The organism is Amycolatopsis sp. NPDC004079, from assembly GCF_040610415.1.
Taxonomy (GTDB): Bacteria; Actinomycetota; Actinomycetes; order Mycobacteriales; family Pseudonocardiaceae; genus Amycolatopsis; species Amycolatopsis halotolerans.
Window position 1 is genome coordinate 309,837 of the sequence record NZ_JBEXMH010000003.1, and the last position, 14,434, is coordinate 324,270.

Annotated in this window: 11 protein-coding genes and 1 tRNA gene; 8 read left to right on the forward strand and 4 right to left on the reverse strand. The window is 69.8% G+C overall.

The features are described from left to right. Window positions 1–4 precede the first annotated feature (4 nt). The 3 genes from ABZX37_RS05080 to ABZX37_RS05090 form a co-directional block, all read right to left on the reverse strand. Window positions 5–3,679, reverse strand: coding sequence for an FkbM family methyltransferase (locus ABZX37_RS05080; RefSeq protein ID WP_354736119.1), 3,675 nt, complete (start codon window positions 3,677–3,679; stop codon window positions 5–7). Continuing rightward, complete coding sequence (locus ABZX37_RS05085; RefSeq protein ID WP_354736121.1) at window positions 3,672–4,847, reverse strand: hypothetical protein; 1,176 nt, start codon at window positions 4,845–4,847, stop codon at window positions 3,672–3,674. The genes ABZX37_RS05080 and ABZX37_RS05085 overlap by 8 nt, the downstream gene beginning before the upstream one ends. A 133-nt stretch (window positions 4,848–4,980) precedes the next feature. Next, the gene (locus ABZX37_RS05090) at window positions 4,981–6,483 is read right to left on the reverse strand and encodes a hypothetical protein (protein WP_354736123.1); all 1,503 of its coding nucleotides are present in this window, start codon (window positions 6,481–6,483) and stop codon (window positions 4,981–4,983) included. Between the two features lie 153 nt (window positions 6,484–6,636). On the opposite strand from ABZX37_RS05090, the gene ABZX37_RS05095 reads away from it, so the two are divergent. The 4 genes from ABZX37_RS05095 to ABZX37_RS05110 all read left to right on the forward strand — a co-directional run bounded on the left by ABZX37_RS05095 (window position 6,637) and on the right by ABZX37_RS05110 (window position 8,986). Next, on the forward strand, window positions 6,637–7,128 hold the full coding sequence (locus ABZX37_RS05095; protein WP_354736125.1) for a hypothetical protein: 492 nt from the start codon (window positions 6,637–6,639) through the stop codon (window positions 7,126–7,128). A gap of 76 nt (window positions 7,129–7,204) precedes the next feature. After that, a complete protein-coding gene (locus ABZX37_RS05100) occupies window positions 7,205–7,825 on the forward strand; it encodes a hypothetical protein (RefSeq protein ID WP_354736127.1) in 621 nt (206 codons plus the stop codon). A gap of 223 nt (window positions 7,826–8,048) precedes the next feature. Continuing rightward, complete coding sequence (locus ABZX37_RS05105; RefSeq protein ID WP_354736213.1) at window positions 8,049–8,558, forward strand: DUF2716 domain-containing protein; 510 nt, start codon at window positions 8,049–8,051, stop codon at window positions 8,556–8,558. A gap of 26 nt (window positions 8,559–8,584) precedes the next feature. Beyond that, entirely contained in the window at window positions 8,585–8,986 is a 402-nt protein-coding gene (locus ABZX37_RS05110) for an Imm7 family immunity protein (RefSeq protein ID WP_354736129.1), read from the forward strand. Between the two features lie 200 nt (window positions 8,987–9,186). Here ABZX37_RS05110 and ABZX37_RS05115 read toward each other — a convergent pair. Further along, window positions 9,187–9,259: transfer RNA gene (locus tag ABZX37_RS05115), tRNA-Gly, on the reverse strand. 210 nt (window positions 9,260–9,469) lie between these two features. Here ABZX37_RS05115 and ABZX37_RS05120 point away from each other — a divergent pair. From ABZX37_RS05120 to ABZX37_RS05135, 4 genes are all read left to right on the forward strand, one after another. Next, on the forward strand, window positions 9,470–11,164 hold the full coding sequence (locus ABZX37_RS05120; RefSeq protein WP_354736131.1) for a sigma-70 family RNA polymerase sigma factor: 1,695 nt from the start codon (window positions 9,470–9,472) through the stop codon (window positions 11,162–11,164). Between the two features lie 69 nt (window positions 11,165–11,233). Next, entirely contained in the window at window positions 11,234–11,674 is a 441-nt protein-coding gene (locus tag ABZX37_RS05125; protein ID WP_067578516.1) for a DUF983 domain-containing protein, read from the forward strand. A 38-nt stretch (window positions 11,675–11,712) separates the two neighbouring features. Beyond that, window positions 11,713–12,573, forward strand: a complete 861-nt coding sequence (locus tag ABZX37_RS05130) for a DNA-formamidopyrimidine glycosylase family protein (protein WP_354736133.1) — start codon at window positions 11,713–11,715, stop codon at window positions 12,571–12,573. Window positions 12,574–13,253: 680 nt separating this feature from the next. Next, window positions 13,254–14,360: a PrsW family intramembrane metalloprotease gene (locus tag ABZX37_RS05135; RefSeq protein ID WP_354736215.1), complete on the forward strand. Its 1,107-nt coding sequence runs from the start codon at window positions 13,254–13,256 to the stop codon at window positions 14,358–14,360. The last annotated feature ends 74 nt before the right edge of the window (window positions 14,361–14,434 follow it).

Here is a 14,434-nt window from a genome sequence, read left to right on the forward strand (position 1 = left end):
CAGCTCAGGGCGCGAGCCAGAGCGTGACGAATTCCTTCTCGTCCGCCTTGGCCGCGGCGATGATCGCCGGGTCTTCGAGCACCTGGTCGGCGGGACCGTCGTCGGTGACCACCTTCGGCGTGTAGCCGAGCGAGCGGTACCCGGCGAGCACGGCGACCGGGTCGTCGCCCAGCTCCGCGATCGCGCCCGGGTCGAACTCGCACACGACGTGCGGCCGGTCGCGGCGCAGCACCTCGGCCAGCCCCGCCAGCGCCCGGTGGTCGCGGCCCTGCAGGTCGACCTTCACCAGGCCGATCCGCTGCTCGGTCACCTCGGGCACGGAATCCAGCCGCACCGCCGGGACCTCGACGCCGGAGCCGTCCGTGGTGACGCGGTTGTCGCCGCTGTTGCCCGGGGTCGCCTGCGCCAGGTGCACGGTGCCGGGCTCGTCCCACGCGGCCGACTCGACCACGGTGACCAGCTCGCCCGCCGCAGCGGGCAGGTTGACCTCGACGTTGCGGCGCAGGTACGCGGCGTTGACCGGGTCGGCCTCCACCGCGATCACCCTGGTCACTTCCGGCGTGGCCCGCAGCAGCCGCAGCGTGTGGTAGCCGACGTGCGCGCCGATGTCGAGGAACGCGCCGTCCGCCAGCGACGCCATCAGCTCGGCTTCGCTGTCCTCCCAGGACCGGTGGAACAGGATCCACGGGAGCATGACCTCGTCGACCGGCATCAGCAGCGCGCCGACGTCGCACTGGACGACGTCCGCCCCGCGCGGCACGGGAGCGTGCCGGAGCCGGGCCGCGTCGCGCATCGCGCTGACGTCGAGGGTCACCCGCTGGATGGCCTTCTCGTCGGCGTCGAGCCGCTCGTCGCGGCGCGCGAACATCTTGTGCACGGTCCCGGCGGCGGCTTCGACCTCCGCGCCGACGCCGTCGTAGCCCTCGGCCAGCTTCGCCACGTCCGCCTCGAGATTGCGCAGCGCCAGCTCGGTTTCCGGGGACTGGCGACGCAGCTCGTCGACCGTGTCGCGCAGCCCTTCCAGCCGCGAGCCGAGCGCACGCGTGGACAGCGCGGTCCGGCGGGACTCGTCGATGTTGCGTTCCAGGCCTTCGATCCGGTCCAGCAACCGCCGGTTGCTTTCTTCGGTGGCCGCGAGCAGCGCGCCCATCACGTTGCGCTGGTGCACGTCGTAGTGGTCGATCGCGCGCAGCACGGCCTTGCGCAGTGCGGGCGCGAGCGGCAGCCGCGACGGCGCACCCGCTTCCGGACGCCAGCGCAACGCCTCGGTCGCCTGCTCCAGCGGGCTGAGCGGGTGCTGCGGCTGCGGTGCCGCCGTGCGCTGCCGCTCCTGCCAGGTCGCGTGCGCCTGCTCCAGCTCGCGCCGCATCCACTCGGCCGCGGTCGCCATCGACCGCTCGCGCAGGATGACCTCCCGCGCGCGCTTGCCGCGGGCAGTCGCCTCGGCCGGGTCGTCGGCGATCTGCACCATCGCGGCCGCGGCGGCGTCCAGATCGGGCTCCGCCCAGACCGCGTCGGCGTGGTACGGGTAGTTGCCGTCGCCGACCGGCACCAGCTGGTACGGGATCGGCCAGCCGGTGGACGCGTCGAGGAATTCGGTGGTGCTGGAGTAATCCGTCGAGAGCACCGGCATCGCGCGCGCCATCGCCTCGGCGACGGTGAGCCCGAAACCCTCGCTGCGGTGCAGCGAAACGTAAGCGGTGCTGGTCTCGTACAGCTGGTGCAATTCGGCGACGCTGAGGTAGCGCTCGATCAGTTCGATCCGGTCGTCGCCGCGGACCACCGCGCGCAGCCGTTCGGCGGCCTGCGGGTGCAGCTTCGAGTTGATCGCCTTGACGGTGAGCCGGACGTCCTCGCGGCCGGGGAACGCCCGCTGGAACGCTTCGACTGTGCCCCAAGGGTTTTTGCGCTCCGCGACGCTGTTGAAGTCGAAGGCGAACAGGAACCGCACCGGTTCGCCCTTGTCGCGCGCGGGCGGTGAAGGCTCGCCCGGATCGCGCACCGGCACCGGAATCGTCTTGACCGGGATCGGCGAGTGCTCGGCGAAGGCGCGACGGCAGAATTCGCTGACCGTCCAGACCTCGTCCAGCATCCCGAACGCTTCGTGCTGCCACTGCGGGAAATCCTCGAGTTCCCACGCCCACAGCCCGATCCGGTAGCGGCCCGCGCCGACCTCGGGGTGGTTGGTCAGGATCGTGCGGGTCTGGTCCGCGTTCACCGCGAACACGCTGACCGGGAACCGCGGGTCGCCGACCGTCGCCGGCCGTTCGATGCCGGTGCGGTTCGAGACCGCCTTCTCCTCCAGCACCGTGGCCACCGGCACGCCGCCGGTTTCGATCGCCTCGAGCACGATCCGGCCCATCTCGCCGAGACCCAGCTCAGCGGTCAGGTAGCCGAGCAGGTTCACGCCGAACTCGTCGTGCGGCGCACGGGTGGCGACCGGTTCGGACGGCAGCGCCCACTCCGGCAGCCCGGCCTCGGAAACGCCGGACCCGGCGCACCAGTGCCGGAAACTGTCGGAGTCGTCGCCGTAGGGATGCGGGAACGCCATCTGCAGGTCGATCCGCGACGCCCAGATCGCGTGCGTCAGCCGGTTCAGCCCGGCCGCGGCCTGGCCCTGGTCCTCCGGCGTGGCGAGCCATTCGCGCAGCGCGAGCCCGCCGTCCTCGGCGTAGGCGTGCGGCGGCGCGGGCTTCTTCTTGCGCTCGGACTTGATCCAGCCCTCGCGGAAAACGCGCCGCGCGAGCTTCGGCACCGGCGTGCCGTCCTGGAAATCCTTGAAGCCGTACGGAATCGAGTCGAGCGACTCGGCGTACCCCGCTTCGCGCAGCTTCGTGCCGTACGAATCGCAGATGGCGCGAAGGTCGTCGTTGTGCGACAGCAGCACGCGCGGCTTGCGCGCGCAGTGGAAGCTGAGCAGCCACGGCTTCTCCGGCCGGTAACCGCTGAAGTGGAAGAACCGCAGCTTCGCGCCGCCCGCGGTCAGCGCGCCGTCCTTGTCACGGCCGATCGGCCGTTCGTGGAGGTTCCAGTACGCGACGTCGAATCCGGGATCGGTGACCACGTGGTGCCGGAACAGCGACGGCACCTGGTCGACCCAGCGCTGGTCGGTGAACAGCTGCTGCTCGGGCGCGACGATCGCGTCGTGGCGCAGCCTGCCCGCCCAGAAGTCGAGGAACGGCCCGGCGCCGCGGCCGACGCCGATGAAGCCGAGGTTGAACATGCCGGTGCCCATGATCACCGCGTCGTCCGGCTCCATGCCGTCCTGCGGCAACGGGGTCAGGAAGTGCGGCGCGAGCACGATGTCGTGCTCGCGGGCCAGCTCGGCGACCTCGGGGATCGGCGCGAACAGCTCGATGTCCGGGTCGAGGTAGATCGCGGCCTCGGACTCTTTCAGCAGCTCGCGCAGCAGGTACGGCTTGACCGACGTGGCGAGTTCGGTGACCGAGTAAGCGGTCGCCATCCGCAGGTAGTCGTCCTGGTCGATGCCGAACGCGGCCGGGCCGACGACGGTGAGCCCGTCGCCGGCCCGGTCCGACTGTTCGCGCGGGGCGTCGATGACCGCGATGACGAAGCGGCCGCCCGGATGGTGCTCGAGGTAGGACCGGGCCAGCACGCGCGCCGCGGGCACGTAGTTGCGGGCGACGATCGTGCAGGCGGTGGTACCGGGCTCAGGCATCGGCGGTCAGCACCGTGAGCTGCTGGTTCAGCGCGGTGGTGAAGTCGGTCTTCGTCTGGCCCTTGCCGGACACCTCGACGCGGACGATCACGTTGCCGTGCGCGTAGTGCCCGCGCGACTGGGCCGACTGGCCTTCCTTCGCGTCGATCGAGGTGGCGTACACGCCGTTCGGCGCGGTGGTGTCGCGCTTGGCCCCGTTCGTCGTCTGGACCTCCATCAGCTTCTCGGCCGCGGTCTTCGCCGCGGTCGGGCTGCTGGCCTGGGTGAGGAACAGCGTGATCAGGTTGCCGTCCTCGAGGTGGTACACGACGAACTTGACCTTGGACGCGCCCGCCGCCTGGTAGGCGCTCAGTTCCTGCGGGTTGAGGTACTGCAGGGTGTCGACCTGCGAGAACGACGTGATGTCGTCGTGCGTCTCGGCCTTGCCCGGCATGCTCGCGACGCCGAGCGGGTCCGGCGGCTTCGGCGCGGCCGAACTCTGCGAGTGCTGCGCGGTGGTCTGCTCGGTGCCGCCGCCTCCGCTGTCCCGGCCCCACAGCATGTACGCGCCGAAGGCGATGCCGGCGAGCACGATCACGGCGCCGACGATCGCGCCGATCTTCTTGCCGTTGCCCTTCTTCGGCTTGTCGCTGAAGTACTCCGGACCCTGGCGGACCCATTCGGAGTCGCCCCCGGACGGGCCGAGCGGCGGCAGGTCGCCGCCGCCCCACGGCGGGGTCTGGTCGCTCTCGGCCGCGTTCCACGGCTGCTGCGGGAAACCGCCGGGAGGCGAGGCGGGCGCGCCCTGCGGGAACCCGCCGGGCGGGGAGTAGTGCGCCTGCGGCTGGTGCTGCTGCGGCTGCACGACCTGGGTGCGCTCGGGACCGGCGTCCGCGGGCGGCTGCTGGGTCTGCCACGACTGCACGACCTGGGTGCGCTCGGCGCCGCCGTCGGCGGGCGGCTGCTGCGGAGCCTGCGGCTGCTGCTGCGGCACGCCGCTCGGCGGACTGACCGGGGCGATCACCTGCGTCGAGTCCGCGCTCTGGCTCTGCGGCGGCGGGGCGGGCTGGTCCTGCTGGCCGACAGCCGAGGACAGCACCTGATCACGCCGGATGCGATAGTCGTCCGCGGAGAGTCGCCCTGACGCGAGCTCCTCGTCCAGCCGGCGCAGCTCCTCCTGCCAGGACACCAGGGCCCCCCTTATCTGTCGGCATGGCGACGGTCAATGCGTCGCCGCTACCCGATTGTGTGTGACGACGTGGACATTGTGCACGGGTGCGACCCCACGTGACCTGGCGGGTCGCCTTGTGCGCCGGGTGCGTTCAGCTCGCGGGCAGCGCGGCCGCGACCTTCGCGCGGATCTCTTCCATCCGGGACCGCAGCGCGGCCGGATCCTGGCCCACCGGGCCCGACACGCCGATGCCGACCGACACCCCGCCGGAGGTGTACCAGAAGGCCAGCACGCGTCCGGCCGGGCTGCTCCCGGTGTAGAGCAGGTCGGTGGCCGCCGGGCCGAGCGGGCTGCTGTCGAATCCGCCGGTGACGAGGTTCTGCCGCAGGCCCTGGACGAGCTGCCCGGCCTGCGCCTTGGACGGCGTCGGGACGGCGATCAGCGTCGTGCCGCCGTCGGTGCCGGCGTACGCGTGGTAGACGAGCTGGTCCGCGCCCGCCGCGCGCATGAGGTTCGCGTCGGCGTCGGAAACCGCCTTGGCCTGGACGGCCTTGTCCAGCGCCATGGTCGAGTTCTCCGGGCTGGGCGTGCCCTGCAGTGCGGGCAGCTTGTCCTCGAGCGAGGGCGGCTGGGTGTTCGGCGCGGACGAGGCGGCGGGCGGTTGCGCGGCCGTGTCGTTCGTGTCGTTCTTGTTCCCGATGAACCAGATGCCGCCGACGACCAGCGCCAGCACCACGAGCACGGCCAGCGACAGGAACAGCCAGGTCGGCTTCGAACGGCGCGGTTTGGCGTCGTCCTCCCAGAGCCGGCGCGGCTCCGGCTGGCCGCCGTTCGCCGGGATCGCGCCAAAGACGGCGGTGGGCCGGTCGTCGGCGGGGCTCGGCGCGGTGGTCGGCCGGTCGGTGGAGAACGGGGTGCCCGGGGTGTGCGAGAAGGCGGGCTGCGTCTTCTCGGACGCCGGGGTCGCCGCCGCGGAGTTCAGGAACGACTCGACCGCGGGCGGTTCCGGCGCGGGCATCGCCGGGTTGGTGCTGGCCCATCCGGCGACCGGCTGGTTCGGCTGCTGCTGGCCGGGGGTGTGCCACTGCACGGGAGCGACGCCCGGCCAGGTTCCCGGCTGCGCGGGCATCTGCTGCTGAGGCTGATGCGGCGGGGGCGGGCTGGCCTGGCTCGGCGTGCTCGGCGGCGGCGTGGCCGGGCTCTGCGGCGGGGCGAAGAACGGCGCTGCCTGGTTGGTCGAGGCCGCCGGGTTGGCGGCGGGTGCCGCGGTGCCGCCGGGCGGAGTGCCCTGCGGAGCGGTGGCGTCTGGGCCGACCCGGAGCGTGGTCGTCGGCTCGTGCTCCGTCATCGTCGCCACGACCTGCGTAGTAGCCGCGTCGCTCTCGGCGGAGGCGCTCGGGGCGGGAGTGCTCTGCTCGGCCGGTGCCTGGCTGTCCGATCCGGCAGGCGTCGCCTGGGCGGTCGGTGTGCTCCAGGTGGGTGACCCGCCGGTCGACGGCGCGTCCTGCCGCAACGGCGACGCCACTGGCGAAGCCGTCCCGCCGCCCGACGCCTCGGCGAGCAGTTCGTCGCGCTGGCGGCGGTGTTCGGCGTGTCCGAGGCGGCCGGCGGCCAACTCGGCGTCCAAGCGCCGGAGCTCTTCCTGCCAGCTCATCACGCAACCCCCTGTCACCGGTTCGGGCGACAGTGTTCCACGCGCCCCGGCTCCGTGGGGCCCAGGTGCACAAGATCAGCCGAGATCTGCCCAGATCAGGCACCCGCTTCGCGCGTCGGCCGCGGAAACCGCCGCGTCTCCTACGATCGGGACATGTCCTTCGCGCGCGGTGCGCTCGCCGCCCTTGCCGTGGATCGGCTCGCCGGTCTCGACATCACCGCTGCCGAACTCGTCGAGGCCGGGGCGCGGGCCGTCGGCGAGGGCCTCGACGCGCCCTCCCTGCCCGAGCTCGCCGCTCTCGACTACCGCGACCACCAGGCGGTTTCCGACGCCTTCTCGCACGTGGTCGAGGAGCTGGGCATCGAACTCCCGGCCGACGCCACCGCCGCCCAATGGCAACTGCTCGGCGAACACCTCGGCGAGATGGTGCGCGGCGACGTCCCGCTCGCCGAAGCGGCGAAGAGCGTCAAAGCCTTCGACGGACGGCTCGGCCACCCGGCCGCGCTCTCCGAACTGCGCCAGTGGCTGGCGATGCTCGCGACCTGGATCCCGACCGACGTCACGCCGGTCAGCTACTGCGAGCAACAGGTTCTGCAGCAGGCGCGGGCGGTACTCGCCGGTCCGTGGCCGCCGGTCACCCGTTAAGCGGCAAAAACTGTCGTACATATGTTCTAAAATTGGCCGTGTACTGGGGAAACCATCCACCGGAAGGCGGCCGCCCATGACTAGTTCGAAGCAGGCATACGTCACGCTGCCCACGTTCGTCGGGTACAGCGCCAGCAAGGGCCCGTCGCGTTCGTCGTTCGTCCGCAGGCAGCGCCGGTTGTACGAGGACCCGGCCCGGGCGGCGTTCAACTACTACCGGCGCGCGGCGAACGCGATCCGGGCCGGAAGGGCGGCCCGGCAGGACGAGGTGGCCATGCGCGCGCTGGTCAACAACGCCGACGAGCGCACCCGCGGGCATTACGCCGCCATCGCCGAGGGCTGGCTGCGCTACCTCGGCAGGCGCGATCCGAAGCTGGTGGAGGTCGGGCGGGCGAAGTTCGAGCTCGGCGAGCTGGAGATCGGCATCAGCCCGCAGCTGGGGTTGCGGAAGTCGAACGGCCGCAAGTTCGCCACCTGGCTGTACTTCAAGGAGGAGCCGCTCACCCGGGACGCCGCGCAGCTCGCGCTGTGGCTGCTCACCGAGGGCATGCCGGATCTGCTGCCGGGCGGGGAAGCGCTGGTCGTGGACGTGCGCCGGGCGAAGGAGTTCACTTTGTCGGCGCGGGACCGCGAGCGGCTGCGGCCGTGGGCGTTCAGCGAGGCGTCCGCGTTCGTCACGCTGTGGCGCGCCGCATAACGCCTGCGTGCATGACTGACGGGGGCGTGGGGTAGAGGTAGCTGCGGACCGGGCGGTGTTTCCCGGTCCGCAGGCCACCCGGTCGAGTGACAGCTTGGCGCTCGGCTCCGGTGGACTGGACAATCCCGGCCCCGGACACGAAGCTTTCGGCAGTTTCGAGCCCGGTCGATGACTTCGAGGTCGACAAGTGAACGCTGCTGCAGCCTGGGAGCCGCTCTCGCGAGTGGCTGACGAACCCGCTTGGTATTGGGTGCACGACAAGCTCAGGTTCTGGCCGAGCACCTTCGCGCACGACTGGCCGGGTTTCCATGAGCCGCGCCCTTCGGCGGCGTGGGATCTCTCCACCGGCGAGTACGACCGCGCCTCGGCCGAGTTCCGCCTCGGCCCGTACGCGGTCGAAGAGCACGACGTGGCGCGCGCGGTGCTGGCCGCCCTGCGGGAGACGACCGCCGAGGACGACTGGCTGTGGGTCCTGCATTGGCAGCACCAGTCGTTCAAGTTCTGGCCGCACCGCATGCAGCAGAACGCGGCCTGGCCGGTCTCGGTCTTCCCGCGCGGCGACTACCACCTGTTCCTCGCCGCCGATTTCAGCTACGGCACGCTCGGCCACCCGTGGGAGCGCACCCTGTGCGTTTTCGGCGACAAACTGCTCCCCGCGGTCGAAAAGCACGCCGACGGCATCCTCACGAACCGGCTGCGCCGGGACGGCCAGCCCTCTGCGCTGACCCGCTGAGCGCCGCCGCTGCTACCGTCTCGCACGTGTTCGAATACCACGGCTGGGTGACCATCGCCGCCACCACCACGGGCGACGACGACGCAGCTCTGCTGGAGCGCATGGTCGAGCGAGTGCACCGCTCCCTGCACAACACCACGATGCTCGACCTGGTCGACCTCCGCTGGAGCTCGGGCCTGCCCATGCTCCATCTGGGTGGTCTAGACAAACACGGCGGAGCCATCACTCCGCAACTGCTGGAAACCTTCGCCCGGGTAGGAGAACTGGCCCCCGGCTCCTACGGCCTCCTGCACATCTGGGACGACCAGCACCCGGAACACGACAACGCCTTCCAGGTATACCGAATGGCAAGAGGCCAAATAACGGAACAAAAAGACCCGCACCTGTCCCCAGTAGCCCCCACCGCCCTAGACACCTACGAGCTTTAACCCGGGACAGGAACACCAACCCCCAAAGCCCGCCAAGCGGGATAACTCACCTGCGCAGTTTCGCTTGCGCAGCAAGCAAACGCGCCCCACCACCCAACCGCAGCCGATGGCACCGCGGGGGTCCGGGGGCTCGGCCCCCGGGTGAAATGGCGAAGGGCCCGTATCCACGCTTTTTGTGGATACGGGCCCTTCGGAACCTGAGCGGATGACGGGATTCGAACCCGCGACCCTCACCTTGGCAAGGTGATGCGCTACCAGCTGCGCTACATCCGCGTTAACCGCTTGGTGCTCGGTGTTGAACACACTCTATACCGTCGCCTCGGTGACACTTTCGGGGGCCCCGACATAGGCGTGGACCTGCTGAGATGCGGTGCTTGCGCGTCACGTCGAGCGCACAAGGGGTGACGACGGGCGCTCTGCTCCGTATGGTGTCCCCAATCGACTTCAGTGGTGAGTCCTTCGGGGGAGGAGGTGCCTTGCCGGATGACCGAGCTGGGCACGGCGCCGCCACCAGCGGCCTCGGAATCCGACGAGCAGGCACTCTTGAAGCGGCTGCGCGACGGCGAGGACGCCGCGTTCGGGGAGTTGTTCGAGCTGCACGCGGCGGCGGTGCGCAGATTGGCGCAGAGCCTTGCCTCCGATCGCTCTGAAGCCGAGGACATCACCGCGGAGACCTTCTTCCGTGTGCTGCAGGCGTTGCGCCGCGGTGCGGGTCCGCGGGACTACATCCGGGCTTATCTGCTGACGGTCGCTCGGCGGGTGTCGTGGGAGTGGCACGGCGCGCGGCGCGATGTGCCGGTGACCGATGACGAGCTGACGTTCCGGGCCGGTGCCGGGGTGGAGAACACGCCCGCCCGGACGGCCGAGCACACGTTGATCACGACGGCGTTCACGAGTTTGCCGGAGCGGTGGCGGACGGTTCTGTGGCAGACCGAGGTCGAGGGCGAGCAGCCGTCGATGGTGGCCCCGCATTTCGGGTTGTCGGCGAACGCGACGGCGGCGTTGGCGCGGCGCGCGCGGCAGGGGTTGCGGGCGGCGTATCTGCAGGCGCATTTGTCGGTGAATCGCGGTCCGGAGACGTGCCGGGCGGTGGTGGAGAAGCTGGGCGGGTTCACCGCGGGCAGCGTCACCGGCGCGGAGGCGGAGCGGATCAAGGCGCATTTGCTGGGGTGTCCGTCGTGCCGGGCGACGCAGGACGAGCTGCGGGACGTGTGCTCGTCGTTGCGGGCGCATGCCGGGGTGCTGGTGCTCGCGGTTCCGGCGCTGGCCGGGGTCGGGAAGGTCGGCGGCGCGCTCGCGACGGTGAAGAGCGTGGTGTTCGGCTCGAAGGTCAAGGTCGGGCTGGCGTTGGCGTCGACCGCCGCGGCGGGTGCGGTGAGCCTGACCGCCGGTCCGCTGGTGTTCGGGACGCATCCGATGCAGAACGTGGGGCTGGGCGGGGGCGCGCCGGAGCTGGCGTTGCAGCCGCCGGAGCAGCCTCCGCCGCCGGTGCAGCAGGGTCCGCGGATCATCTCCGGGAAGCTGTACGGAAGCGCGCGGCCTGCTCGCGGCGCGGTCCATCCGGGTGCTTCGCAGCATTTGGGCGCGGCCGAGGTGCCCCGTATGCCGGCGGCGCAGCAGCCGGTCTCCGACAGCCAGTCGGCGACTTCGGATTCGACTGGTTCGACCCCCCGCGACGATCTGCCTGGTCAGGAGAGCAGTCATTCGGGCTCGCCGATGACGAGCCGGTCGTCGAGCACTGAGTCGCGGTCGGATCTGGACACGTCCACCAACTCGTCCAGCCCGGGCGTGCTGAGCACGACGACGGACGACACGCGGTCGACTTACGCTCCGCCGCCCTCGTCGTACGTCCCGCCGCCGGATTCGTACCTGCCGCCGTCGATCACGACGACGCCGACGCGGACCGGGCCGCGGCACGTCGCCCCGGCCGCTCCGCAGTCGTCCAACGCCGATGGCTCGTCCGGCTGCCCGAAGTCCTCGAAGTCGGCTAAGACTCCGAAGCCCGCGAAGTCCGGCAAACCGGTCAAGCAGACTGGCTCTGCCAAGCCCGCCGAGCCGGTCAAGTCGGCCAGGACGGACTCCACGTCCGGGAACGATGTCACCGGTTCGGCCGATTCCTCAGCGGACGCAAGCTCCCGAACAGCCAAAACCCGGCAAACCGACAGTGACTCTCAGTGAGCACCTCGCGCTCGACGGCACGGTCACGGTAACGTTGACCGAGTTCGACGTCGCCCGGGAGGCAACAGGATGAACCGGCTGGTGCGCGGCGAAGACGGTCGCCATTGGGTGGTCCGTGCCCAGATGGAATGGCGGGCCCCCGCCACCGCTGACGATTTCGAACACGACGTCGCAGGCAGTTACGGACCTGGCATCGCGATGATCGTGGTCATGGTGTTCCTGGTGATCGCGCTGGTGGTCTGGACACCGGATGTCGTGAAGGTGCCCGCGTGGGTGCTGCTGGCGTTGCTGCTGGTGGTGTTGTTCTTCCCGCTGCGGTGGATCCTGCGCCGCCCGTGGACCGTGGTCGCCGAGACCGAGGGCGACGTCGCGGGAGACCGGCCGTCGGAGCGCTGGGTCGGCACGATCCGCGGCATGTTCACCGTGTCCGGCGAGGTGAAGCGGATCTCGAAGACGATCCAGAAGCATTCGCTGCCGGACTTCGACGGTCCGCTGCACCCGGTCGAATAGGCCTGGCCGGAACCGGGCAGGCGCGCGAGACTGGTGCCATGCCCGAGTTGCCCGAGGTCGAAGCACTGGCCCATCACCTGCGCGAACACGCCGTGGGGAGCACCGTTTTCCGGCTCGACGTCGCGTCGCTCAGCGTGCTGAAGACCGCGATGCCGCCGTACACCGAGCTGCACGGCCGCGAGATCACCGACGCGACGCGGCACGGGAAGCATCTGGACGTCGTCCTGGGTGATCTGCACCTGGTGGTGCATTTGGCGCGCGCTGGCTGGCTGCGATGGTCGGACGGGTTGTCTCCGGCTCCGTTGAAGCCGGGCAAGGGGCCGATCTCGCTGCGGGTGCATCTGGAGTCGGCTTCCGGGCCTGGCTTTGATCTGACCGAGGCCGGGACGAAGAAGGGCCTGGCGGTGTGGATCGTCGCGGACCCCTCCGAGGTGGCGAGTGTGGCCCGGCTGGGGCCGGATGCGCTGGCGATTGACGCTTCGCAGTTGCGGGAGTTGTTCCAGGGGAAGGGGACTCGGCTGAAGTGGGCGTTGACTGATCAGTCGTTGATCGCGGGGATCGGGAACGCTTATTCGGACGAGATCATGCATCGGGCGAAGTTGTCGCCTTATGCGACTGTGGGGAAGTTGGATGAGGGTGCGTTAGAGGTTTTGGCCGAGGCGATTCGCGAAGTGGAGACGGATGCGGTCTCGCGGTCGGTTGGGCAGAAGGCGGCGAGGTTGAAGGGGGAGAAGCGGTCTGGGCTGCGGGTGCATGCTCGGACTGGGCTGCCTTGTCCGGTGTGCGGCGACACTATTCGGGAGATTTCGTTCGCGGATAAGTCGTTTCAGTATTGTGCGACTTGTCAGACCGGGGGGAAGGCGTTGGCTGATCGGCGGATGTCTCGGTTGTTGAAGTAGTTCTCTTGTGGGGTGCGGGGTGCCGCTCGTCGCCTGGCGGCGACATTGCGCACGTTGGTTGCGTGGGGCACCCCGAAGCTGATTGTGATGACGGGCGGCGGGTGCTTGTCAAGGCGGGAAAGATGCCTTGACAAGCACCCCCGCGCCGCGTTTTTGGCTTCGTATCGGGGTGCGGGGGTGGTGTGGGTTCCTCGCTGGTTGGGTGTACCGGCTGCGGTTGGGCGGTGGGTGAGTGCGGCTTGGGTGGTTGGTTGCGTGGGGTTTGCGGCGGGGCTAGCGCCCCAATGTGGCGTTGGGTGCGTGTGACGCACCGAATGCCACATTGGGTGCGTGGGATGCACCGAATGCCACATTGGGGCGCATCGCGGCGGTGGCGAGCGAAGCGGGTGGGCTGTGAAGGGCTCCTTGAGGGAATCTGAGGCTGTGAAGGGGTCTCTCACGAACATCGGCGGGTCGTGAGGGGAACCCTGAGGGACTCTGAGTCTGTGAGGGTTCCCCTCACGGACGAGACTGGTGTGTCAGGGATGTGTGTCACAGCGGCGTCGCGCATAGGGCTGAACCCGGTACGTCCAACCAGCGTCCCCGGTACCTCCTGCGTATGGTGACCGCTCGTGAACGGCACTCTCCCTGCCACGTCGCCGGGTTCTGGGCCTGCGGCATCTCGTTCGCGGCATGTCACCGTGCTCCTTCCGGTGCTCGGGCTGATCGTCGTGGCGTTGTGCGGGCTCTTTCTTTTCGGCCTCGCCACTGCGCGCGTGGGGTGGCTGGCGGTCGCGATTGGCGTTGTCGCCGCGTTGCTCCCGGTGGGGGTGGTGGTCGCCGGGTTGCTTTGGGTTGATCGGTGGGAGCCTGAGCCGGCGAAGTTGCTTCTGATCGCTTTCGCTTGGGGCGCTTGCATTGCCACGGTTACCGCGCTGCTGATCAATACCGGGGCCGAGGCGTTCGGTGATCTGCTTCTTGGCGGCGGTAACGGCAGCAAGGTCAGTGCGCTCGTCTCCGCGCCGCTGGTCGAGGAGGCCGCGAAGGGCGTCTTCGTCCTGTTGATCTTCTGGCGGCGCAACGAGGAATTCGACGGGATCGTCGACGGCGTCGTCTACGCGGGGTTCGCGGCTGCTGGGTTTGCCTTCACCGAGAACATCTATTACTTCGGCCGTGCCTTCGCTGACTACGGCTTCGGCAACGGCACCAGCTCGGGTGTGCTCGCCGCTTTCCTCGTGCGGGGCGTGCTTTCGCCGTTCACGCATCCGTTGTTCACGGCTATGACCGGCATCGGGTTCGGCATCGCCGCGCGGTATGCGCAGCGGTGGGTTCGGATTCTTGCTCCGCTGGCCGGGTACCTCGCTGGCGTCTTCCTGCACGCGCTCTGGAACGCCGCTGCCACGCTCAACGGCGGGAAGTCGTTCCTCACGCTGTATTTCCTGGTGATTTTGCCGCTGCTGATCGCCGCGATCTACGTGATCGTGTTGCAGCGGCGGAGAGAACAGCGGATCGTCGCCGCCGCGTTGCCGAAGATGGCGGCTGCGCGGTGGATCGCTCCGTCGGAGATCGACCTGCTTGCCAGTCTTCCTGGGCGGCGCGAATGGCGTAAGCAGGCGCGCAAGCAGTCCGGGCGGGCGGCTGCGCGGGCTGTGGGGCGGTATCAGACGAGCGTGACGGAGCTCGCATTCCTTCGGCGTACTCGGTTGCGCACGGAGCAGGACCGGCAGCGGCAGGAAGAGTTGTTGCAGGCACTGCGGGACGCCCGCGCGGATGCGGTGCGATTGGCGAACAATCGCGACAGTCGGTGAACATTCCCCGTTCGGGGTAGCTCTACCGTGCCAAAAATGGCGTTCCACCGGGGGATTCGGGCACCTGGCAACCG

Coding starts and splice junctions, on each gene's coding strand:
- ABZX37_RS05080 (WP_354736119.1), bottom strand. CDS start 3,679: ATGCCTGAGCCCGGTACCACCGCCTGCACGATCGTCGCCCGCAACTAC.
- ABZX37_RS05090 (WP_354736123.1), bottom strand. CDS start 6,483: ATGAGCTGGCAGGAAGAGCTCCGGCGCTTGGACGCCGAGTTGGCCGCC.
- ABZX37_RS05095 (WP_354736125.1), top strand. CDS start 6,637: ATGTCCTTCGCGCGCGGTGCGCTCGCCGCCCTTGCCGTGGATCGGCTC.
- ABZX37_RS05100 (WP_354736127.1), top strand. CDS start 7,205: ATGACTAGTTCGAAGCAGGCATACGTCACGCTGCCCACGTTCGTCGGG.
- ABZX37_RS05120 (WP_354736131.1), top strand. CDS start 9,470: ATGACCGAGCTGGGCACGGCGCCGCCACCAGCGGCCTCGGAATCCGAC.
- ABZX37_RS05125 (WP_067578516.1), top strand. CDS start 11,234: ATGAACCGGCTGGTGCGCGGCGAAGACGGTCGCCATTGGGTGGTCCGT.
- ABZX37_RS05130 (WP_354736133.1), top strand. CDS start 11,713: ATGCCCGAGTTGCCCGAGGTCGAAGCACTGGCCCATCACCTGCGCGAA.